19 protein-coding genes and 3 pseudogenes are annotated in these 18,872 nt (G+C 69.4%); 12 read left to right on the forward strand and 10 right to left on the reverse strand.

The window, feature by feature from the left end; all coding sequences use genetic code 11:
- Positions 1–11 precede the first annotated feature (11 nt).
- Both ACIBTS_RS04605 and ACIBTS_RS04610 read left to right on the forward strand, forming a co-directional pair.
- Entirely contained in the window at positions 12–773 is a 762-nt protein-coding gene (locus ACIBTS_RS04605; RefSeq protein WP_319333165.1) for a hypothetical protein, read from the forward strand.
- A gap of 130 nt (positions 774–903) precedes the next feature.
- Positions 904–2,472, forward strand: a complete 1,569-nt coding sequence (locus tag ACIBTS_RS04610; protein WP_399316540.1) for an alpha/beta fold hydrolase — start codon at positions 904–906, stop codon at positions 2,470–2,472.
- Between the two features lie 72 nt (positions 2,473–2,544).
- On the opposite strand, the pseudogene ACIBTS_RS04615 reads toward ACIBTS_RS04610, so the two are convergent.
- The 8 genes and pseudogenes from ACIBTS_RS04615 to ACIBTS_RS04650 form a co-directional block, all read right to left on the reverse strand.
- Positions 2,545–2,945 (reverse strand): annotated as a pseudogene (locus tag ACIBTS_RS04615) (ATP-binding cassette domain-containing protein); the annotation flags it as partial.
- Positions 2,946–3,059: 114 nt separating this feature from the next.
- Positions 3,060–3,479 carry a DUF6278 family protein gene (locus ACIBTS_RS04620; protein WP_319333167.1) on the reverse strand — a complete coding sequence of 140 codons (420 nt, stop codon included), beginning with the start codon at positions 3,477–3,479 and terminating at the stop codon, positions 3,060–3,062.
- A gap of 61 nt (positions 3,480–3,540) precedes the next feature.
- Positions 3,541–4,320 carry an exodeoxyribonuclease III gene (locus tag ACIBTS_RS04625; protein WP_399316543.1) on the reverse strand — a complete coding sequence of 260 codons (780 nt, stop codon included), beginning with the start codon at positions 4,318–4,320 and terminating at the stop codon, positions 3,541–3,543.
- A gap of 30 nt (positions 4,321–4,350) precedes the next feature.
- A complete protein-coding gene (locus ACIBTS_RS04630) occupies positions 4,351–4,998 on the reverse strand; it encodes an MBL fold metallo-hydrolase (RefSeq protein WP_399316544.1) in 648 nt (215 codons plus the stop codon).
- Positions 4,999–5,032: 34 nt separating this feature from the next.
- A complete protein-coding gene (gene pcaC, locus ACIBTS_RS04635; RefSeq protein WP_399316545.1) occupies positions 5,033–6,343 on the reverse strand; it encodes a 4-carboxymuconolactone decarboxylase in 1,311 nt (436 codons plus the stop codon).
- A 32-nt stretch (positions 6,344–6,375) separates the two neighbouring features.
- Positions 6,376–6,681, reverse strand: a pseudogene (locus tag ACIBTS_RS04640) (transposase); the annotation flags it as partial.
- 145 nt (positions 6,682–6,826) lie between these two features.
- Positions 6,827–7,381 carry a hypothetical protein gene (locus ACIBTS_RS04645; RefSeq protein WP_399316547.1) on the reverse strand — a complete coding sequence of 185 codons (555 nt, stop codon included), beginning with the start codon at positions 7,379–7,381 and terminating at the stop codon, positions 6,827–6,829.
- Between the two features lie 270 nt (positions 7,382–7,651).
- Positions 7,652–7,807: a DUF6131 family protein gene (locus ACIBTS_RS04650; RefSeq protein ID WP_093498193.1), complete on the reverse strand. Its 156-nt coding sequence runs from the start codon at positions 7,805–7,807 to the stop codon at positions 7,652–7,654.
- A gap of 589 nt (positions 7,808–8,396) precedes the next feature.
- Between ACIBTS_RS04650 and ACIBTS_RS04655 the strand changes: the two genes are divergently transcribed.
- The 3 genes from ACIBTS_RS04655 (at position 8,397) to ACIBTS_RS04665 (ending at position 10,382) form a co-directional block, all read left to right on the forward strand.
- Positions 8,397–8,930, forward strand: coding sequence for a hypothetical protein (locus tag ACIBTS_RS04655; RefSeq protein WP_399316549.1), 534 nt, complete (start codon positions 8,397–8,399; stop codon positions 8,928–8,930).
- A gap of 3 nt (positions 8,931–8,933) precedes the next feature.
- Positions 8,934–9,107 (forward strand): CsbD family protein, encoded by a 174-nt coding sequence (locus ACIBTS_RS04660; RefSeq protein WP_093498195.1) that lies wholly within the window; start codon positions 8,934–8,936, stop codon positions 9,105–9,107.
- Positions 9,108–9,428: 321 nt separating this feature from the next.
- A complete protein-coding gene (locus tag ACIBTS_RS04665; protein ID WP_399316551.1) occupies positions 9,429–10,382 on the forward strand; it encodes a YihY/virulence factor BrkB family protein in 954 nt (317 codons plus the stop codon).
- 736 nt (positions 10,383–11,118) lie between these two features.
- On the opposite strand, the gene ACIBTS_RS04670 is transcribed toward ACIBTS_RS04665, so the two are convergent.
- Both ACIBTS_RS04670 and ACIBTS_RS04675 read right to left on the reverse strand, forming a co-directional pair.
- On the reverse strand, positions 11,119–12,177 hold the full coding sequence (locus ACIBTS_RS04670; protein WP_399316552.1) for a HEAT repeat domain-containing protein: 1,059 nt from the start codon (positions 12,175–12,177) through the stop codon (positions 11,119–11,121).
- 13 nt (positions 12,178–12,190) lie between these two features.
- The gene (locus tag ACIBTS_RS04675) at positions 12,191–12,685 is read right to left on the reverse strand and encodes a hypothetical protein (RefSeq protein ID WP_399316553.1); all 495 of its coding nucleotides are present in this window, start codon (positions 12,683–12,685) and stop codon (positions 12,191–12,193) included.
- A 160-nt stretch (positions 12,686–12,845) separates the two neighbouring features.
- On the opposite strand from ACIBTS_RS04675, the pseudogene ACIBTS_RS04680 reads away from it, so the two are divergent.
- From ACIBTS_RS04680 to ACIBTS_RS04710, 7 genes and pseudogenes are all read left to right on the forward strand, one after another.
- Positions 12,846–12,977: pseudogene (locus ACIBTS_RS04680) on the forward strand (transposase); the annotation flags it as partial.
- 88 nt (positions 12,978–13,065) lie between these two features.
- Positions 13,066–13,449 carry a hypothetical protein gene (locus tag ACIBTS_RS04685; RefSeq protein WP_399316555.1) on the forward strand — a complete coding sequence of 128 codons (384 nt, stop codon included), beginning with the start codon at positions 13,066–13,068 and terminating at the stop codon, positions 13,447–13,449.
- Positions 13,450–13,648: 199 nt separating this feature from the next.
- Complete coding sequence (locus ACIBTS_RS04690) at positions 13,649–14,674, forward strand: LacI family DNA-binding transcriptional regulator (protein WP_399316556.1); 1,026 nt, start codon at positions 13,649–13,651, stop codon at positions 14,672–14,674.
- A 335-nt stretch (positions 14,675–15,009) separates the two neighbouring features.
- A complete protein-coding gene (locus ACIBTS_RS04695) occupies positions 15,010–16,086 on the forward strand; it encodes a substrate-binding domain-containing protein (RefSeq protein ID WP_399316557.1) in 1,077 nt (358 codons plus the stop codon).
- 7 nt (positions 16,087–16,093) lie between these two features.
- A complete protein-coding gene (locus ACIBTS_RS04700; protein WP_399316559.1) occupies positions 16,094–17,053 on the forward strand; it encodes an ABC transporter permease in 960 nt (319 codons plus the stop codon).
- A 12-nt stretch (positions 17,054–17,065) separates the two neighbouring features.
- Complete coding sequence (locus tag ACIBTS_RS04705; protein ID WP_399316560.1) at positions 17,066–17,905, forward strand: ATP-binding cassette domain-containing protein; 840 nt, start codon at positions 17,066–17,068, stop codon at positions 17,903–17,905.
- Positions 17,898–18,869 (forward strand): ribokinase, encoded by a 972-nt coding sequence (locus ACIBTS_RS04710; protein ID WP_399316562.1) that lies wholly within the window; start codon positions 17,898–17,900, stop codon positions 18,867–18,869. The genes ACIBTS_RS04705 and ACIBTS_RS04710 overlap by 8 nt, the downstream gene beginning before the upstream one ends.
- The last annotated feature ends 3 nt before the right edge of the window (positions 18,870–18,872 follow it).

Below are 18,872 nucleotides of genomic sequence, written 5' to 3' on the forward strand. Positions count from 1 at the left end.
CATGCGCGCCCATGAACGACGACGTGCGCAACATCGTCCTGGGCGTGGTCGCCGCCGGCATCAGCGCCGCGTTCGGCTGGCTCGCCCGTACGTACCTGTGGCGGCGCCGACTACGGCGCAAGCAGGCGTTCTTCGGGCTGCCGGAGAACTCGGAGACCCTGCTGGTCGTCAACCGCGACCCGGCGTCCTCCGAGCCCGCGGTGCACCGTTTCGACGTCTTCGCGCTGCTGGAGCTCTCCGCGCTGATCAAGGACTGCGGCGCCAACGTCCAGGTGGTCACCCAGGACACCGCCCAGCAGGGTTTCGGCGAGCGCACCGAGTTCTGCGTGGGCGGCCCCGCCTCCAACCGGCGCATGATGGCGCACATGGCGGCGATGCTGCCGGGCGTGCGCGTCAACGTCGACCCCGAACCGGGGCCGGACCGGGGGGCGTTCCAGATCGGATCCGAGCGTTACCGGCTGGAGGCGGGGATCACGGAGTACGTGCTGCTGGCCCGGCTCACCGCGGGCGGGCGGCGTGACATGCGGCCGGTGTTCCTCTTCTGCGGCCAGCGCGCGATCACCAACCAGGCCGCCACCCGCTATCTCGCCCGCAACCACGAGCGGCTGGCCCGCAAACACGGGAACAACTCGTTCGTGCTGTTGCTGAAGGTGGTCAACTCGCAGGCGTACGGCCCCGATGTGGTGGATCTGGTCGCCGACGTGAGCCGGGCGGCGCAGGCGCCGCTGCCGTCCCAGGAGGTGGCTTCGCGCAGCTCACATCGTGCGTCCTGAGTGCCTTCCGGTAAGCGCGTGCACAGCACAACAATCGTTACTCCCACGTAACTTACCGACGGGTTACTTCGGCTGGGAAACGCGGTTACCGTCGGTTCACTTTGCACTGGGGCACGTCGAGGAGTGAACCGTGGGACAGCACCGCAAGGCCCTGCGCACGACCGCCGTGGGCGCCGTCTCCGCGTCCCTGGTCGCCGGGAGCGTCCTCGCACTGGCTCCCGCGGCGCACGCGGCGACGAACGACGTCCGCTTCGTCGACATCGCCGGGGACGGCGGGACCGTCCTCAAGGCCAACGTCGTCACCCCCGCGGGCACCGACGGCCAACGCCGTTACCCGCTGATCGTGCTGCCCACGGCCTGGGGCTTCCCACAGGTCCAGTATCTCGCCCAGGCCCGGAAACTCGCCGATACCGGTTACGTCGTGCTCAGTTACAACGTGCGGGGCTTCTGGCAGTCCGGCGGCGAGATCGAGGTCGCGGGCCCGCCCGATGTGGCCGACGCCTCCAAGGTCGTCGACTGGGCGCTCGCGCACACCCCGAGCGACCCGCGGAAGGTCGGCATGGCGGGGGTCTCCTACGGCGCCGGGATCAGCCTGCTCGCCGCCGCGCACGACCGGCGCGTCAAGGCGGTCGCCTCGCTCAGCGGCTGGGCGGACCTGATCGACTCGATCTACTCCGGGCGCACCCAGCACTCCCAGGCCGCGGCCCTGCTCGACACGGTGGGCATGGTCACCGGCCGGGTGAGCGCCGAGTCCCAGCAGGTCTTCTCGGACTTCTTCGCCTCCGACCTGTCCCGGGAACAGGCCATGATCGAGTGGGGGCGGAAACGTTCCGCCGCAACCTACCTGGACCAGCTCAACAACAACGGTGCGGCGATCATGCTCGCCGGCGCCTGGGGCGACACCGTCTTCCCGCCCAACCAGAGCGCCGACTTCTACGAGAAGCTGACCGTCCCGAAGCGGCTGGAGTTCCGCCCCGGCGACCACGCGACCCCCGAGATCACCGGCCTGCTCGGGCTGCCCAACGACGTGTGGACCGACACCGAGCGCTGGTTCGACCACTACCTCAAGGGCGAGGACAACGGCGTCGACCGGGAACAGCCGGTCCGGCTCAAGTCCCGTTCCACAAGCGGTTACGAGGGCTATCCGGACTGGAAGTCGGTGACCGCCACCCGCAAGAAGATCGCCCTCGCGGGCACGACCACCCTGCACACCAACGTGGACTCGGGCGCGGACGCCGGAATCGTCTTCCTGTCCAGCATCCTCGACCAGGTGGCGAAGCTCCCCCCGTTGGCGTCCCTGCCCCTGCTCCCCCGCCGCTGGGCCGCCGTATGGCAGTCGGAGACGTACACGAGGGCCCAACAGGTGCGTGGCACCGCGCAGTTGCACACCACCGTCACCCCGACCGAGGAGAGCGGCACCCTCGTCGCCTATCTGTACGACGTGGGGCCGCTCGGCCTCGGCAAGCTGGTCAGCAACGCGCCGTACACCTTCCACGGACGCACGCCCGGCAAGCCGTTCCGTCTCGACCTGGACCTGTTCTCCACGGCCTACGACATCCCGGCAGGGCATCGGCTCGCCCTGGTCGTCGACACGGTCGACCCGCTCTACATCGAGCACAACCCGTCCGGCGCGCGGCTGACCTTCTCCTCGCCGGCGAACGACCCGTCGTACGTGTCGATTCCGCTGCGCGAGCAGTGATCTCCGGCCGCTGCCGGGGCGGGTGGGCTCGGTTGCTGCCGCCGGTCGGGATCAGTGCTTGAGGATCTTGGAGGCCATGAAGACCACCCGGTTGGCGGCCGAGCACGCGAAGCCCATCTCGTGGCTCGCCATGGGTTCCACGGCGAGGGCGCGGGCGATCGCCGGGCTCCCCCCGTGCGTCTTGTGGGCGAAGAGGTTGAAGGACTGGAAGACCATGCGGACGTCCGACCGGAGTCTCGCCAGGCTCTTGCCCTCCTCCTCGGGCAGCGGCTGTCCGTGGAGGGTGATCGAGCGGGACTGGATCGGCTCCAGCCGGTTGATCGCGCGGCACAGTGTCGACTTCCCCGATCCCGAAGGGCCGATCACCACGACCACCTCCCCCTGCCGACGGTGAGGTTGACGTCCTGCAGGACATGGAGCTCCCCGAAGTACTTGTTGACGTCACGCAGCTCGATCAACGGATCGATGGCCATGCGCAGCCCTACTCACTCTCAGCTGTGTCGTGGTTGCCGCAAACTATCCACATAAGGCTGGAGTTAAGACACGACACGCACTTTTCTGTCATTAGCCGTATTTACTCAAGATAGTCAGTTCTCTGACACCTCTGCGTACAGCTGGGACAGTTCGGGAGTGCCGCTCGCGGCCCACTCGTGTCCTGCGGTGACCACGTCGACCTCCCGGCCGGACTCCAGCCTGACGACCGGCTCGCCGCCGGGCCGGATCGCCCAGGCGGCGCCCGGCACGGTGCGCACCACGACGGTGCCCAGGTAGAGCCCGGCGTCATGGCCGAACCACGGCAGGCCGTCCTCGTCGTCGCGCCAGCGCGGCGGAAGCTGGTCCAGGGCCTCCAACGAGGCGGCGGTGTCGTCGAGTCCGATCCCCTCCCGGGCCGCGTGGGATCGCAACAGCTCGCATTCGGAGAGGAGTTCAGCGATCCCCTCGGGGTCCTCGGCCAGCACCGACGCGCGGTACTTCTTGCTCCTGTTGCCCAGGAAAGGGATGTTCATAAGCTCAGCGTGACACCGGCACCGGGGTGTGCACCACAGGCGCGCTGGCCCTCCCCGGGACCTACACCTCGAGGTCGACGACGACCGGCGCGTGGTCCGAGGCGCCCTTGCCCTTGCGTTCCTCGCGGTCGACGTAGGCGTCCTTGACGGCCTTGGCGAACGGCTCGTTGCCGTACACCAGGTCGATGCGCATGCCGCGGTTCTTGGGGAAGCAGAGCTGGCGGTAGTCCCAGTACGTGAAGGGGTGCTCGTACTTCAGGGGGCGCGGGACGACGTCCGACAGGCCGGCCTCGCGCAGGGCGGCCAGGGCGGCGCGCTCGGCCGGGGTGACGTGGGTGAGGCCCTCGAAGGCGGCCACGTCGTAGACGTCGTCGTCGGTCGGCGCCACGTTGTAGTCGCCCATCACCGCGAAGGGCCGGCCGCCCGCCGCGTCGCCCGCGACGGCCGCCTTGAGGGCCTCGAACCACTGGAGCTTGTAGGCGTAGTGCGGGTGGTCGACCTCGCGGCCGTTCGGCACGTACACCGACCAGACGCGGACCGGGCCGCAGGTCGCCGAGATGGCACGGGGCTCCGGCGCGCCGTCGTAGCCGGGGTCGCCGGGCAGGCCCTTGACGACGTCCGCGAGGCCGACGCGGGAGATCACCGCCACGCCGTTCCACCGGCCCGTGGCGTGGACGGCCGCCTCGTAGCCCCGCTCGCGCAGCTGGTCGAGCGGGAACTGCTCCTCGGCGACCTTGGCCTCCTGGAGGCAGAGCACGTCGGTGCCGCTGCTCTCCAGCCAGGCCAGGAGCCTCGGCAGGCGGGCGGTGATCGAGTTGACGTTCCAGGTCGCGATGCGCATGTCTCACAACCTACCCGGCAGGTCCGACACTCACAGGAGTGCGGTCTCCCCGGGCGTCAGCCGCAGGTGCCGCGAGCCGCCGAGGGAGCCGATCTGGTTGTCGTAGATCGGGCGGGCGAGGTCGGTGAGGAGGGCGTCGTGGATGTCGTAGGCGCGCTGTGGCTTCACCTCACGGACGTAGTCGATGACCTCGGAGATCTTGCTCCAGGGGGCCATCACCGGGAGCATCAGCGTCTCGACGGCGCGGTCGGGGACGGTGAGGGCGTCGCCGGGGTGGAAGACACGGCCGTCGTCGATGAGGTAGCCGACGTTGGTGATGCGCGGGATGTCGGGGTGGATGACGGCGTGCAGCTCGCCGTGGACCTGGACGTCGAAGCCCGCGGCGGTGAACGTGTCGCCGTGGCCGACGGTGTGGACGCGGCCGGGGAAGGCCGTGGAGATCTTCTCGGCGACCGACTTCAGGGTCCAGATCTCGGCCGCCGGGTTGGCGTCCATGGCCGTGCGCAGCCGGCCTTCGTGGAAGTGGTCGGGGTGCTCGTGCGTGACCAGGATGGCGTCCGCGCCGACCGCCGCGTCCTCCTCGCCGAACCCGCCGGGGTCGAGGACGAGCGTGTGCCCGTCCTTCTCCAGGCGCACGCACGCGTGGAACTTCTTCGTGAGCAACAGATCCGTCGTCATGGCATCCATCCTGCCCCGGCGCCGACGGCGGGGCTCACTCGGTGGGAGTGGTCTCCTCGCGGATGACCTGCTGCGCCACCTTGAACGCGCTGTTCGCCGCCGGTACGCCGCAGTAGACGGCCGCCTGGAGCAGCACTTCCTTGATCTCGTCCGGGGTGAGGCCGTTGCGCAGGGCGGCGCGGGTGTGGAAGGCGAGCTCCTCCAGATGGCCGCCGGCGACCAGCGCGGTGAGCGTGACGCAGGAGCGGGAGCGCCGGTCGAGGCCGGGGCGGTCCCAGATCTCGCCCCAGGCGTAGCGGGTGATGAACTCCTGGAAGTCCCCGGAGAACTCGTCGGCCTGCGACAGCGCCCGGTCGACGTGGGCGTCGCCGAGGACCTCCCGGCGCACCTTCAGCCCGGCGTCGTACGGATCGGGGCGGCCCATGACCTGTGGCGGCTCGACGACGGGGGCGGGAGCGATCTCCGCGATGGCCACGGGCTGCGGAGGCTGCTGGGGCGCGGTCAGGACGGCTCTGACGGGGACGCCCGGGATGGCCGTCTGCCCGGTGCCGGAGTCGTAGGCGGGCTGCCAGGCGGTGGAGAAGTGGCGGACGAGCAGGTCGGTGACGGCGGCGGGCTGCTCGACGGGGACCAGGTGCGAGGCGCCGGGGACGACGGCCAGGCGGGCGTCGGGGATGCCGGCCACCAGGGTGCGTGCCTCGGCGGGGCCGGTGACCTGGTCGTCCGAGCCGACGAGGACGAGCGTCGGCACGCCCACGCGACCGATCTCGGCCCGTACGTCGAACGCGGCGAGGGCCTCGCAGGCCGCGATGTAGCAGCCGGGGTCGGTGGTGCGCACCATCTGCACCGCCCACTCGGTGATCGCGGGCTGCGCGGCCGCGAAGCCGCTGGTGAACCAGCGGTCGGGCGAGGTGCGGGCGATGGGGTCGAGGCCGTTCGTGCGGACTATCACGCCGCGCCGGCGAAACTCGTCGGCCGTGCCGAACCGCGGGGAGGCCGCGATCAGCGCCAGCGAGGCGACGCGCTCCGGGTGCCGCAGAGCCAGCTCCACGCCGACCGCGCCGCCGAACGCACAGCCCGCGTAGCCGAAGCGCTGCACCCCGAGCGCGTCGAGCGTGGCGAGGAGGCGGTCGGCGAGGTCGGAGACCGAGCCCGCCGGGTAGGCGGGGGCGCCGCCGTGCCCCGGCAGGTCGAACCGGAACACCCGCCACTGCTGGGCCAGTTCGGGAACCTGGCGGTCCCACATGTGCCATGTGGTACCCAGGGAGGGACCCAAGATCAGGACGGGAGCCTCTTCTGGCCCGTCAAAGCGGTATTGCAGGGTGTTCGACGGTGTCTCACTCACGCCTCAGACCCTCTCACGTATCACGGACGCCCCTATAGCGTGGGGGTGCGGGAAACCGGTCTGACCAGGTTGAAGACCTCGCGGGCGGCATATCGCTTGAGGCATCGGATGATCTCGCGTCGGGTCTTGCCCTCCTGGGTGCGGCGTTCGTAGTACGCCTGGGTGCGCGGGTCGTGGCGCAGGCGGGTGAAGACGATGCGGTGCAGGGCGGCGTTGGCCTGTCGGTCGCCGCCGTAGTTGAGCCGGCGCGTGCTCCGCCGGCCCGAGGAGTACTCGATGGGGCTGACTCCGCAAAGGGCAGCAAAGGATGCCTCGGTGTTCAGCCGCTCGGGGCTGTTGCGGTGCCTCTGTCCGGGGCCGGGCGATGTCCTCGGTGGACAGACCCTCTTGGCCGGGCTCGGCATACTTGTCGCGCCCGAATGGTCCTTCTCTCTGCATGTCCCTTCACCTCCATGCGGTGGTCACGCTCCCGGCTGCTGGGCACTATCGGCGTTCCTTGCCCGACGAAGCGGTGCCGCCGTCGTGCAGCAGTTCCTCGAACAACGCCCGGTAGTGGACCATCGCGCTCCGCAGTTCTTCGGTTGAGGTGCCCCTGCTGCCGGCGCGCTCGTTGATCTCGTGGGCGATGCGGTAGTGCTGCAGCGTTTGGGCGTGTTCGACCGAGAGATCCCGCTTTTGTTGCTCGTAACCCTCGGTCGGGTAGCCCCGCTCGCTCATGAGCGTGGTCACGAGCCGGTCCGCCTCGCCCACGGCCTGGTCGGGACGGTCGACGAAGTGTTCCTGCACGCTGGTCCAGTCCCGGGCGTACCGGTCCCGCACCGTCGAGGGCAGCGGCCTGATCTCCAGTTTTTCATGTCGCTCCTCCCTCGCCCTCAGGTCGCGGTCGGCCGCGCCACGGCTGTGCTTCGCCTCGACCGTGCGCTCATATTCCGGCCCGAAACGTTCCCGCAGCTGCCGGCGCCGGATCGTGGTCCGCAGGACCAGCGCGACCGCGGCCAGGATGACCACGACAGCCACGATGATGACGATGGTCGACATCGCATCCTCCACTCCTTACAGCCCACGAGCGGCAGCCGTGTCTCAGAGACGACTGAGCCGCACAGCCCAGCGCGCCCCCACGACGGGCTTCAGCGGCCACCGGTGACGTACTGCCCAGGCACGCGGTGGCACTCTCATCGGGACTTCCCCACACGATCTTGATCTCACGGGTGCGCACGCAAGGATGCGTGCCACACGCGGCCGTCGTTACACGGCCGGCCATCGGCTCTACACCGCGGGACTTCAAAGCCGTGCGGGTGTCGAGGCCCTCTACCAGTAGTGCCGTCGCCCGCGGACCCCATGCCCGACAGCGCCCAGGAGCAACAAGATCAGGCCGATGACGAGCAGGATGATCCCGATGGTCCACAGTATGGCGATCTTGGCCAGGAACCCGATGACGAGCAGAATGACTCCCAGGGCGATCACGGTGTCCTCCGATCTCGCACAATGCTCTCCCTCCCACTGTGGCGCTCACCTGCCCCCACGGCAACCGCTTCCAAATCCCGCTGACCTCCTGATGTTTCAGGCCGTCCGGGCGAGATGCCTTCACTGTGTCGGTCGCCGGTCTCCGGGGTGCAATCAGGTGGATGGGTGGGGTGTTCCTGGCCGGAAGCCGGGGTGCAAGCTGATCACGGGGATCGAAATCACTCCCGTTTTGCCGTGATCGCCAAGGTCGCGGCGGAGCCGTCGGGCCGGGCGGCCCGCAGCAGCGTTCGCCGAGACCATGTGGCATTTCGGAGTGCCATCCGAGGAGGTGCTGAGCGGCAGCGGGGAGTAGTTCACTGGCCGGTTCACCAGGCCCGCCCCGGCTGGGGTGCTCTTCGAGCGCCAATACGGCGCGACTCACCAAGCCCTCGCTCACCTACGGCCACCTGGAAGATCGAGCGGTGTCCCGGTCGATGGTCTCCAGCGAGTGAGCCGCCGGCCCCCAGGGAATCCTGCCGTCCCTGCCGCGGTGGCTTGATGGACGGCGCGGTCCTACCGTAGGTGTAGCAGGTAGATCCTTGGAGCGGTCATGATCGTCGTCCTCGGACTCATCGTCTTGATCGCCGCGGTGGTCGTCGGCCTGGCCGGTGTTCTCACCAACAGCGGCAGCGGGCATGAACTCAGCGGCGGGTTCTCGGCATTCGGCCACGGCATGACCGGCTCGACCGGCACGCTGTTCCTGTACGGCATTGCCGTCGCAGCGGCGGCCCTGTTCGGGCCGAGCCTGCTCTTGACCGGTGCACGCCGCCGTGCTTCTCGCCGGGGCAGCGCATCGCGCCGCGGAGGCAACCAGTCGCGCCGCGAGACGACCTTTGCCGGGAGGGGCCGCGACGACCGGGGCGACCAACGCGAGCCCGCCCGCGCGGAGAACGCGAACGCGCAGGGGGACTCACCCCACGGTGATCGCGCTCCCGCCCCGGACGGCGGGCGTCGGAGCAGGCTGCACTTGTTCGGGCACCGATCCGCCCCCGGTAGACCACCCCCACGCGCAGCTCGCTGGCCGGCCAGCGCCACGGATCTTCCTGCCACCCAACCCCAGCAGACTACTCACCCAGGCTGGTAACCCATGAGCATCTCGAAGAAGATCGCGCACAAAGCCGAAGCGATGAAAGGCGGCGCCAAGAAGACGACCGGCCGCGCCACCGGCAGTCGGCGCCTGCAGGCCGAAGGCCGCGGAGACCAAGTCAAGGGCAACATCAAGCAGGCCGGGGCGAAGATCAAGGACGTCTTCAAGCACTGACCACTCCGCCCCCGACCCGGCGCGGTACGGGTCGATGGTTCCAGTTGAGCCGTCCCGCTAGGGGTGGAAGCCGTGACAAGCGGGGACTTTCGCTGTCTGCGGGGAGTTTTGGGGTCCGCCAGTGGGTGGTGATCGTTTCCGCCGCTCGGGAGATCAAGGTTTCCGCCGACAATCCGGGCCCTCCAGCGGGTTCGCCGTGCATGCAAGTCGGTTACCGCGACTGCTCTGTCCCTGCGGCCAAACGATCTCAGCGCGGAAAGCGGGTTTCGCCGCCACATGCTGCTTCTCCCCCCGTGGGTACGCTGAGAGCAGGTGTTCACCATGGATTGGCTGACAAGGCTTCCTGGTATCGCACGGCTGATGCGTACGCACGTGTGGCGGGCGTACGAGCGGCTGGCCAAGACCCACTGGGCCCGGCTCGCCGCCGCCATCACCTACATCAGTTTCGTCGCACTCTTTCCACTGATCACTGCGGGCGCGGCGATCGGCGCCAAGCTGCTGAGCAAGGACCAGCTCAGCAAGCTCCAGGACAAGATCGCCGGCCAGGCACCGGGCCTCTCCAACCTGCTGAACCTGAACAGCCTCGTCGCGAACGCCGGAACCGTCGGGCTCATCGCAGGCGCGCTGCTGCTCGTGATCGGCATCAACTGGGTCGGCGCCCTTCGCGGCTGCCTGCGTGCGGTCTGGGAAAAGGAGCAGGACCTGGGGAATCCGATCCTGCTCAGACTCAAGGACACCGGGGTACTGGTCGGTCTCGGCGTGGTCGGGCTGGTAGCGATGGGCAGTTCGGTGTTCGCGAACAGCGCGGTCGGCTGGGCCGCCGACAAGGTCGGGATCGAGGGCAGCGCGGGCCGGGTGCTGCTGTACTTCGCCGGCCTGGCCATCGCCCTGCTCGTCGACTTCCTGCTCCTGGTCTACCTGCTCACCCGGCTGCCGCGAGTGCATCCCGGGCGACGTGCGGTCGTGGTCGCCGGGCTGATCGGTGCGGTCGGCTTCGAACTGCTCAAGCTGCTGCTGACCGGCTATTTCCAGGGCGTCGCAGGGAAGAGCATGTACGGCGCCTTCGCCGTCCCGGTCGCCGTCGTGCTGTGGATCAACCTCATGGCCAGGCTGCTGCTGTACTGCGCCGCTTGGACGGCGACGGGCACAGCAGCGGAGTCCAGCGGAGCAGACGCAGGTGAGGGCCCGGTTCCCGGGACCAGACCCGCAGTGACCGACGAGCCCCAGCGGGCAGCGGAAGGCGGCGGTCCACCAACAACACCGCGCAGGCCCTGACGCCGAGCGGTCCCCGACCCGCTCCGGCGGTGAGTGCCCGCCGACACCCACCGAAGATCAGCGGGTCAGGTGAACGGCCGAGGTTAAACACCAAGCTAAGACGTGGCCCGTCAACGAGACCACAGCCGCAACATGCACATCGCGACGCGTGCCGACCCCCAGCACCACCTCATGCACATCTGCCGCGCGGCCCGCGGATCGAGGCGGGTCTGACGACTCGATGGTTCATCCCCCGTCGCAAGTCAGCAGCCGCGCCGCCAACCCGGAAAGCGGTCACCAGTGACACGGTGCAAAGGACACCCCGCATTCCAGTGCTCCAGACACGCTCGCCCGGTCCAGCGTCCAAGCGCACTGCCTCGCCCCGCGTCGAGACAGGATGATTAGGACACGTCGGTCCGAGATGTCAGGAGCCAGTCCGCGGTACGGCAGCAGCGTTCGCTTCCATACTCCCCAACCGCCGCCCACCCTCATGCAGATCACGTCGGCCGATCTACAGACCATGGAAGCTCCCCCACCGCCGCGCGCCCTGTGTCTCCTTCAGCGCATTTCGGTGCGCTCCGCGCGAAGGGCAACCACCGGCTCGTACGCGCCACACCCTGTACCTCGGGCGCCCGTCGGCGCACTCGGCAAGCACGGGGCGAAACCGGCGTTACTGAGGATGTCATTGGCCAGTACGGCCGACACCAGGCGCAACGGGGTGCCGACCGCGGGGCTTCGATGAAGCACTGTGTGACTCTCACATGAGGCGTGTGACGATGGCGCGGCAGGTGGCCTGGAGTTCCTCGTCGTTGGCGGTACTGCGGAAGTGGCCGCTGCGGCGTGAAAGTGCCAGTTCTTCAATGACCCGGGAGAGAGCGGGGGCAGCGGCTGGGCCCATGCGGTTCAGGCAGGCGGCTACGTAGTTGGAGGTTGCGTCGTTCTTCTCCCAGGCGCCCAGCAGCGTCTCGACGACAGCGGGTGCCTCGGCCGCGCCGCCGATGTCCCACAGCGCGGCAGCGGCGTGGATGCGGGTCCATTCGTAGCCGTCGGTCAGCATGGCCCTTAGGCGTGGCAGCGCCATCGCGGCGGGTTGGCCGATCCGGCCAAGGACATCGGCCGCCGCACGGTGCACGTGCGTGTCGAGCAGGTCGTGCAGCTTCGGCACAACGATCTCAGCGTTGCCTTCGAGCTCCCACAGCGCACCGGTGGCGGCCATGCGCAGGTCGATGTCCTGTGCGTCGGCAAGCGGGCGGACGACGTCAAGGGCAGTTGCGGCCGCGGTTCCGAAGGCGGACAAGGCGTCGAGGGCGGTGGCTCCGGTGCGCCAGTTCTCTTGGCGGATCGCAGCGGTGACGGCGTTCGTGAGCGCGGGTATGGCCGCCGGGTCACGCAGTGCGGCAAGAGCGGACAGCAGGGCGCCGGTGCTCGAGCCGAACCCGTCCTGGGAGAAGTCCGCGTCGGCTAGGCGCCGGTTCAGCCGAGGCACGAGATCACCGGCGGCCGGGCGCAGTTGCCCGACGACCTGCAGGGCGCGCCAGGCGTCGACATCGTCATCCAGCGCGTTCAGCAGACAGGGCAGAGCCCGAAGGTCTTCAAGGCGGGCCAGTGCCATGACGGCTTCCTGGTGGGCCCGGCGAAGTTGTGACTGCGGCGCCGCCCACACGTCCCAACCGTGCGCGGTGCGTTGCATGTCGACGTAGGAGGCCAGGGCTTCCCGGGCGGGTTCGGATACGGGGGCCAGAACCTTGAGAGCCTCGGCGGCGGCAGCGGCGGTGTGGGGATCGTCGGGCAGCAGGCAGTCTGCGAGGCGAAGCACCAGGTTGGTGTGGTCACCGCGCCAAGCCGCCATCAGGTCGCAAGGCGAGATCAGCGTCGTCCAGAAAGAGGCCGAGAGCTTCGATCGCCGCCCTGCGCACGAGCAGCTCGGCATCAGCCGCGTAGCGGACGAAAGTTCCTGCGCGCTCGCGCATCTGCGCGACGACGTCGGCGTGGGCCGTCGACTCGGTGCCGTCGGGCGTGAAGTACACCGCGTCGATGTCACATTCAGAGGCTTCGCGGCCGATGCTGAGCAGCAGCGCGACGACTGAGGCGCGATCTGGCGTTGCCGGATCATCGGCCAGAGCGAACAGGAACGGCAGGCTCGCTGCTGTGCACGGGTAGACATCCCCCTGGTGGTGGGCCGCACCGTAGAAGTTCCCGAACGCCTTCTCCCGTACCTCGGGATCTGGCGAACCCATCTCCCGCAGCCACACCGGAACGTCGCCGGCCGGACCGTACGCGTGGCCCATCGACGACCAGTCGACGCCATCAAGTTCGTTGATCATGGACGGACTATGACGGACGGCACTGACAAGCAAGGCTCCGCAGCTGACAGAAGGAAAGTCCAGCAGCATCCTCGGGCGCGCGGCAGGCGAGCAGCTTCACCCACGTGAACCGCTCCGGGTCCGGCGTCCGGCCCAAGGGCGCAAGGACCGGGACAAGTTCATCTCCGGCAAAAACAAGCAGAACGCCGTCAAATCCATGGTGGTCACGGACGGCCGGGGACGCGTGCTGTTCTGCAGCCCCGCCCAGCCCGGAAACTGCGCGGACATCACCCACGCCCGCCAGTTGGGGCTGGTCAAACTCCTGGCCGGCGGGCCCGCGGTCGAGATCCTCGCCGATGCCGGCTACCAGGGGCTGGGCGCCCAGACCGGCGGCCGCGTGGTTGACACCACCGCACCGCAAGTTCAAGAAGACCGCCCCGGACTGGTACGAGGAAATGTACGAGCGCCAGCGCAAGGCACATTCTTCACGCCGTATCCGCGTCGAGCACGGCATCGCACATCTCAAGAACTGGCGGGCCCTGGCCCGACACCTCGGCCGCCGCGAGCACATGAAGCAGCAGGGCCACGTGCACACCGGTCGCCTCGACGAAGGCACTGGCTTCGGCCCGGTCCGCGCCGACGCCTGCCAGGCGACGCAACACTGGCCTCGGCTGTTTCGTCGCGGTGATAGAGCGTGCGTCCAGGCCGGGGTGCCCTCGGCGAACACCAACGCAGGAGGGCGGCGGACTCATCCCGCCGCGATGATCAGGGTGGTGATCAGGTGATCACCGAGGTGGTGATCAAGGTCCCGCCCGAGTTTCACCTGCAAAGCAAGGTTTCGAACTCTTTACCAAAGGATTTCGGGCAACCTCTTGCGCGTCGGCGGATCAGCAGTCGATATTCATCCAACGCCCCGAATCAACTCGTGTTGACAACACGAGTTGATACTTCCAGACCGCAGCCCCCGAGCCGAAGGAGGGTCTGATGGCAACTCGCCGCGACGTGGCGCGCCTGGCGGGCACCTCCGAGGCCCTGGTCAGCTACGTCCTCAACAACGGCCCCCGCAAGGTCGCCCCCGCCACCCGCGAGCGGATCCTCGCGGCGATAGACGAGCTCGGCTACCGCCCCAACGCGGTGGCCCGGTCCCTGAAGACCTCGCGGACCATGACCTTCGGGCTGGTCGTGCCCGACAACTCCAACCCCTTCTTCGCCGAGCTGGCCCGCGTCATCGAGGATGTCGGCTTCGCCTCCGGCTACACGATGCTGCTGGGCAACGCGATGGGTGACGACGCCCGCGAGGCGACGTACATCCGGACCCTGCTCGACCGGCAGGTGGACGGGCTCATCGTGGTCCCGATCCACGGCCCGCACAGTTGGGTCGCGGAGCTGTCCGAGCAGACGACCGTGCCCCGGCTGGTGCTCGACCGCGAGCTGGAGCTGCCGGGGGCGACGCAGGTGCTCACCGACAACGAGGGCGGCGCGTACCAGGCCACCTCCCATCTACTCGCTCACGGCCGGCAGCGGATCGGGTGCATTGCCGGGCTGGAGGGCGTGCATCCGACGGTCGACCGGGTCGCGGGCTGGCGCCGGGCCCTCGTCGAGGCCGGGCGGGATCCGGAGAGCGCGTCGCTGACGCATGTGCCGTTCGGACGGGCCGACGGGTACCGGGCCGGCCGGCGGATGCTCGCGGAGGCGGGGCATCCGGACGCGCTCTTCGTGGCGAGTGACGAGCAGGCCATCGGCGTCCTGCGCGCCGCCGCCGAACTGGGACTGCGCGTCCCCGACGACGTGGCGGTCTGCGCCTTCGACGGTATCGACGGCAGCGAGTACACGGTGCCCGCGCTCACCACCATGCAGCAGCCCTTCGACGAGCTGGGCCGCTCGGCCGTCGAGTGGCTCCTGGCCAAGATCGCCGACCCCACCCTCCCGGTACGGCGCATCACCCACCCCACCACCCTGATCGCCCGCGGCTCCTGCGGCTGCCCGGACCTCGCCGGGGCGACTCGATGATCGGCGAGCGCTTATAGCGACCGCGGGCGAGCGGGCAGAGCGGGTGACCGGTCACGGCTCCCGGCTCGCACCGAAATGCCCGACCGTACGCCGCGTACATCCCGTACGACTCGTACGACCCATCTGATCCGTACGACGGACTACGGCCTCACCGTGCGCCCCGGCTCACCTGGCCCCGACCTCAAACTCGGTCCCCGGTCCCGGACTTACGGACTCCCAGACTCCCGGTCTCCGACCCAGCCTCCCCCGGCCTCGGAGTCCGGGCCACCCCCCGCGCCCCGCGCGGACCCCACGCCACCCCGTTTTGACGCAATGACGCGACGAAAGGCACTCCCATGAACACCAACGTCACCGCCGGCTCCGGCGCCACCGCCAACCGCACCGCACGCAGAGTCCGTTCCGCCACCGCCGTCGCCGCCGCCGCGACGATGCTGCTGGTGGTGGCCGGTTGCGGCCGGGGCGGGGACAGCTCCGACAGCGGCAGCAAGTCGGGCGAGGCGAAGATCGCCATCGTCACCCGGAACTTCACCAACCCCTACTGGGCGGCGCTGCGCGACGGTGCGATAGCCGAGGGCAAGAAGCAGGGCGTCAAGGTGGAGGTCCAGGCGGGCGCGTCGGAGACCGACAGCACGGGTGAGAACGCCAAGATCTCCACTCTCGCGGGCCAGGGCTTCAACTGCTTCGGCGTCGTGCCGGTCAACGCCACCAACGTGATCACCCCGCTCGTCCCGGTCGCCCAGAAGAAGATCCCGATCCTCAACCTGGACACCCAGATCGACGCGAACGCCTCGAAGCAGGCCGGGGTGTCGTACGCCTCGTTCATCGGCTCGGACAACCTGTCGGCGGGTGAGCAGGCGGGCGAGGGCCTGCTGAAGCTCATGGGCGGCAAGGGCGAGGTGGCCATCCTCCAGGGCATCGCCGGTGAGCAGAACGGCATCAACCGCCAGAAGGGCTTCACGGAGAAGGTCGCGGGCAAGCTGGACATCGTCGCCACCCAGCCCGCCGACTACGACCAGGCGAAGGGGCAGACGGTCACCGAGGCCATCCTCAAGGCCCACCCGAAGATCACCGGTATCTTCGCCGCCAACGACACCATGGGTCTGGGCGCCGCGCAGGCAGTCCGCAACGCCGGTCTGACCGGCAAGGTCTCCATCATCTCGGTGGACGGCATCAGCGCCGCGCTGGAAGCGGTCAAGGCGGGCACCCTCAGCGGCACGATCTCCCAGTACCCGTACGCCGAGGGCCAGTTGGCCGTGCAGGCCTGCATCGACCTGGTCGCCAAGAAGAAGGTGCCCAGCCGGATCGTCGCCCCGATCGCCCTGATCGACTCCACCAACGTGGACAAGGCGATGAGTTCCGCCCCGCAGCCGTTCGTCCCGTTCGAGAACCCGCTCTCCTCGGCCGGGAAGTGATCTGATCATGGCTGACACTCAGGCGCCGGGCCGGCTCGGCCTGGACTTCTCGGTCGAGGCGGCGGCACGCTACGCCGCCCCGATCGGGCTGGGCGTGGTGTTCCTCATCTTCTTCATCGCCACGCCCGACTTCCTCACGACGTCCAACATCAGCGACCTGCTGGTGTCGGCCTCGATCCTGCTGGTCCTCGCCATGGGCCAGCAGCTGGTGGTCACCGTCGCCGGTATCGACCTCTCGGTGGGTTCCAACCTGCCCTGGTCGGCAGCGGTCCTCGGATACGCCTACACCAACGGCTGGGGACTGACCGTCTCCATCGGCCTGGCCCTGCTGGCCGGGCTGGCGGTGGGCGTGGTCAACGGTCTGCTGGTGGCCCGGCTGAACATGACCGACTTCATCGTCACCCTCGGCTCGCTCTCCGTGGTCAGCGGTCTCACCCTGCTGCTGACCAGCGGCAACACCGTCCCCGTGAACTCGGACTTCCTGCGCGCTCTGGCGATCAACGGCATCGGCCCGGTGCGCTGGTTCTGGGTAATGGCCTTCGTGGTGGCCGTGCTGGTGGGCTTCCTTCTCTACCGCACCCGTACCGGCACCTATCTGCTGTCGACCGGCGGCAACATCGAGGCCGCGCGGGGTGTGGGCATCCGCGTCAACCGTATCCGGCTGATCGCGTACGCGAGTTCCGGGCTGGCCTGCGGGGTCGCGGCCGTGCTGTTCGTGGCCCGCACGGGCGGCGCCGACCCCAGCCTCCAGACCGACCTGCTGCTCAGCTCCATCGCGGCGGTGGTCCTCGGCGGGTCCAGCCTGTTCGGCGGGAAGGCCTCCGTGTTCGGCACGGTGACCGGCGCGTTGCTGCTCCAGAGCCTCATCAACGGGTTCACCCTGCTCGGCATCTCGCAGTACTACCAGCCCATCGCGGTCGGCACCGTCGTACTCGGCGCGGCCTTCATCTCCCGGTTCCAGAAGTAGGAGAAGCCAGCCATGACGGACACTCCGGCCCGTGTGACGGGCACATCCTCCGCCGCCCCGGCCGCCGCCCAGAGCGCCGCCTCGGCCAGTCAGGTCGTCTCGCCGCTCGTGGAGATCACCGGGCTGCGCAAGTCCTTCGGCGCGGTCCAGGCGCTCCAGAGCGTGGACCTGAAGCTGGCCCCCGGCGAGGTCACCGCGCTCCTCGGCGACAACGGCGCGGGCAAGTCCACGCTGGTACGCTGTCTGACCGGTGTGCACCCGCAGGACGCGGGCGAGATCCGTTTCCGGGGCGAGCAGGTCCGGTTCCACTCCCCCGACGACGCCCGGCAGTTGGGCATCGAGACGGTGTACCAGACCCTCGGCCTCATCGAGGACCTCCCGGTCTGGCAGAACCTCTACCTCAACCACGAGCTGACCAGCGGCTTCGGCCCGTTCCGGGTGCTGGACAAGAAGTCCATGATCGCCCAGAGCAGCGACATCCTGTCCCGGCTGGACGTGAACGTGCCGAACGTACGGGCCACCGTGCGGCGGATGTCGGGCGGTCAGCGGCAGTGCATCGCCATCGCCCGCGCGGCCAACTGGGGCCGCACCCTGGTCATCATGGACGAGCCGACCGCAGCGCTGGGCGTCCGGGAGACGGCGGCCGTGGAGGAGCTCATCGCCCGGCTCCGCGAGGCGTCGGTGACCGTGCTGCTGATCAGCCACGACATGGCGCAGGTGCTCCGGGTCGCCGACACCGCGTACGTACTGCGCCGAGGCCGGACCGCCGCGCGGCGGACCGTCTCCGCCACCACGGGTGACGAGCTGGTCGGGCTGATCACCGGGGCCGTGCAAGGGGACGCGCATGCCTGAGACCGTGCCGGGTACGTCACCCCAGGTCGTGGTGATCGGCTCGGTGAACATCGACCACGTCGTCGTCGCCGACGCCTTCCCCTCCCCCGGCGAGACCCTCCTCGGCCGTACCGCGTACGTCACCCTCGGTGGCAAGGGAGCCAACCAGGCGGCCGCGGCGGCCTCCGGAGGCGTTCGTACGGCGATGATCGCCCGGGTGGGCGAGGACGCCGAGGCGGACCGGGCCCGTGCCCGGCTGGTCGCCGGCGAAGTGGACGTCGAGGCGGTGACCACGGTGCCCGGCGCCGAGACCGGTACCGCGTGGATCACCACGGCGGCCGGCGACAACACCATCGTGGTGGTCGCCGGCGCCAACCACCAGTGGCCCTCCGAGGGCGACCCCACCGAGGGCCTCGGGGCTCAAGCAGCCGTCGTACTGGCCCAGTTGGAGATCCCGCTGGACGTCGTCCGCCGCGCGGCGGACGCCTGCCGGGGACGGTTCCTCCTCAACGCCGCCCCCGCCGCCGAACTCCCCGACGACCTGATCGCCCGCTGTGACGTGCTCATCGTGAACGAGCACGAACAGGCGGTGGTGTCAGGCCAGTTGGCGACGGACAAAGATGCTGAGGTCACGCCGGACGAAGCGTCCGTACGGAGGGCGCACGACGCGCTGCGCGCCCGGGGTGCCAAGGCCGTGGTCACCACCCTGGGCGAGGCGGGCGCCATCGTCACCGACGCCGACGGCGTCACCACGGCGCTCCCGGCCGTCCCCGCGACCGTCGTGGACACCACGGGCGCCGGTGACGCCTTCGCCGGAGTGCTCGCCGCCCGGCTCGCCGCCGGTGACCCGCTCCTGGACGCCGCACGCCTCGGCATCGCCGCGGGCTCCCTGGCCGTACGGGTCTCGGGTGCGCCCCAGCAGTACGCCGACCTGGCCACGCTGCGCGCCCTCGCCCCCACCACTCCCCCTACCGAAAAGGACTGAACC

Origin of the sequence: Streptomyces sp. NPDC050121 (genome assembly GCF_044460385.1) — a bacterium.
In the GTDB taxonomy this organism is placed as follows: Bacteria; Actinomycetota; Actinomycetes; order Streptomycetales; family Streptomycetaceae; genus Streptomyces; species Streptomyces soliscabiei.

Coding starts and splice junctions, on each gene's coding strand:
- ACIBTS_RS04605 (WP_319333165.1), top strand. CDS start 12: ATGAACGACGACGTGCGCAACATCGTCCTGGGCGTGGTCGCCGCCGGC.
- ACIBTS_RS04620 (WP_319333167.1), bottom strand. CDS start 3,479: ATGAACATCCCTTTCCTGGGCAACAGGAGCAAGAAGTACCGCGCGTCG.
- ACIBTS_RS04625 (WP_399316543.1), bottom strand. CDS start 4,320: ATGCGCATCGCGACCTGGAACGTCAACTCGATCACCGCCCGCCTGCCG.
- ACIBTS_RS04630 (WP_399316544.1), bottom strand. CDS start 4,998: ATGACGACGGATCTGTTGCTCACGAAGAAGTTCCACGCGTGCGTGCGC.
- ACIBTS_RS04645 (WP_399316547.1), bottom strand. CDS start 7,381: ATGTCGACCATCGTCATCATCGTGGCTGTCGTGGTCATCCTGGCCGCG.
- ACIBTS_RS04655 (WP_399316549.1), top strand. CDS start 8,397: ATGATCGTCGTCCTCGGACTCATCGTCTTGATCGCCGCGGTGGTCGTC.
- ACIBTS_RS04660 (WP_093498195.1), top strand. CDS start 8,934: ATGAGCATCTCGAAGAAGATCGCGCACAAAGCCGAAGCGATGAAAGGC.
- ACIBTS_RS04665 (WP_399316551.1), top strand. CDS start 9,429: ATGGATTGGCTGACAAGGCTTCCTGGTATCGCACGGCTGATGCGTACG.
- ACIBTS_RS04675 (WP_399316553.1), bottom strand. CDS start 12,685: ATGATCAACGAACTTGATGGCGTCGACTGGTCGTCGATGGGCCACGCG.
- ACIBTS_RS04690 (WP_399316556.1), top strand. CDS start 13,649: ATGGCAACTCGCCGCGACGTGGCGCGCCTGGCGGGCACCTCCGAGGCC.
- ACIBTS_RS04695 (WP_399316557.1), top strand. CDS start 15,010: ATGAACACCAACGTCACCGCCGGCTCCGGCGCCACCGCCAACCGCACC.
- ACIBTS_RS04700 (WP_399316559.1), top strand. CDS start 16,094: ATGGCTGACACTCAGGCGCCGGGCCGGCTCGGCCTGGACTTCTCGGTC.
- ACIBTS_RS04705 (WP_399316560.1), top strand. CDS start 17,066: ATGACGGACACTCCGGCCCGTGTGACGGGCACATCCTCCGCCGCCCCG.
- ACIBTS_RS04710 (WP_399316562.1), top strand. CDS start 17,898: ATGCCTGAGACCGTGCCGGGTACGTCACCCCAGGTCGTGGTGATCGGC.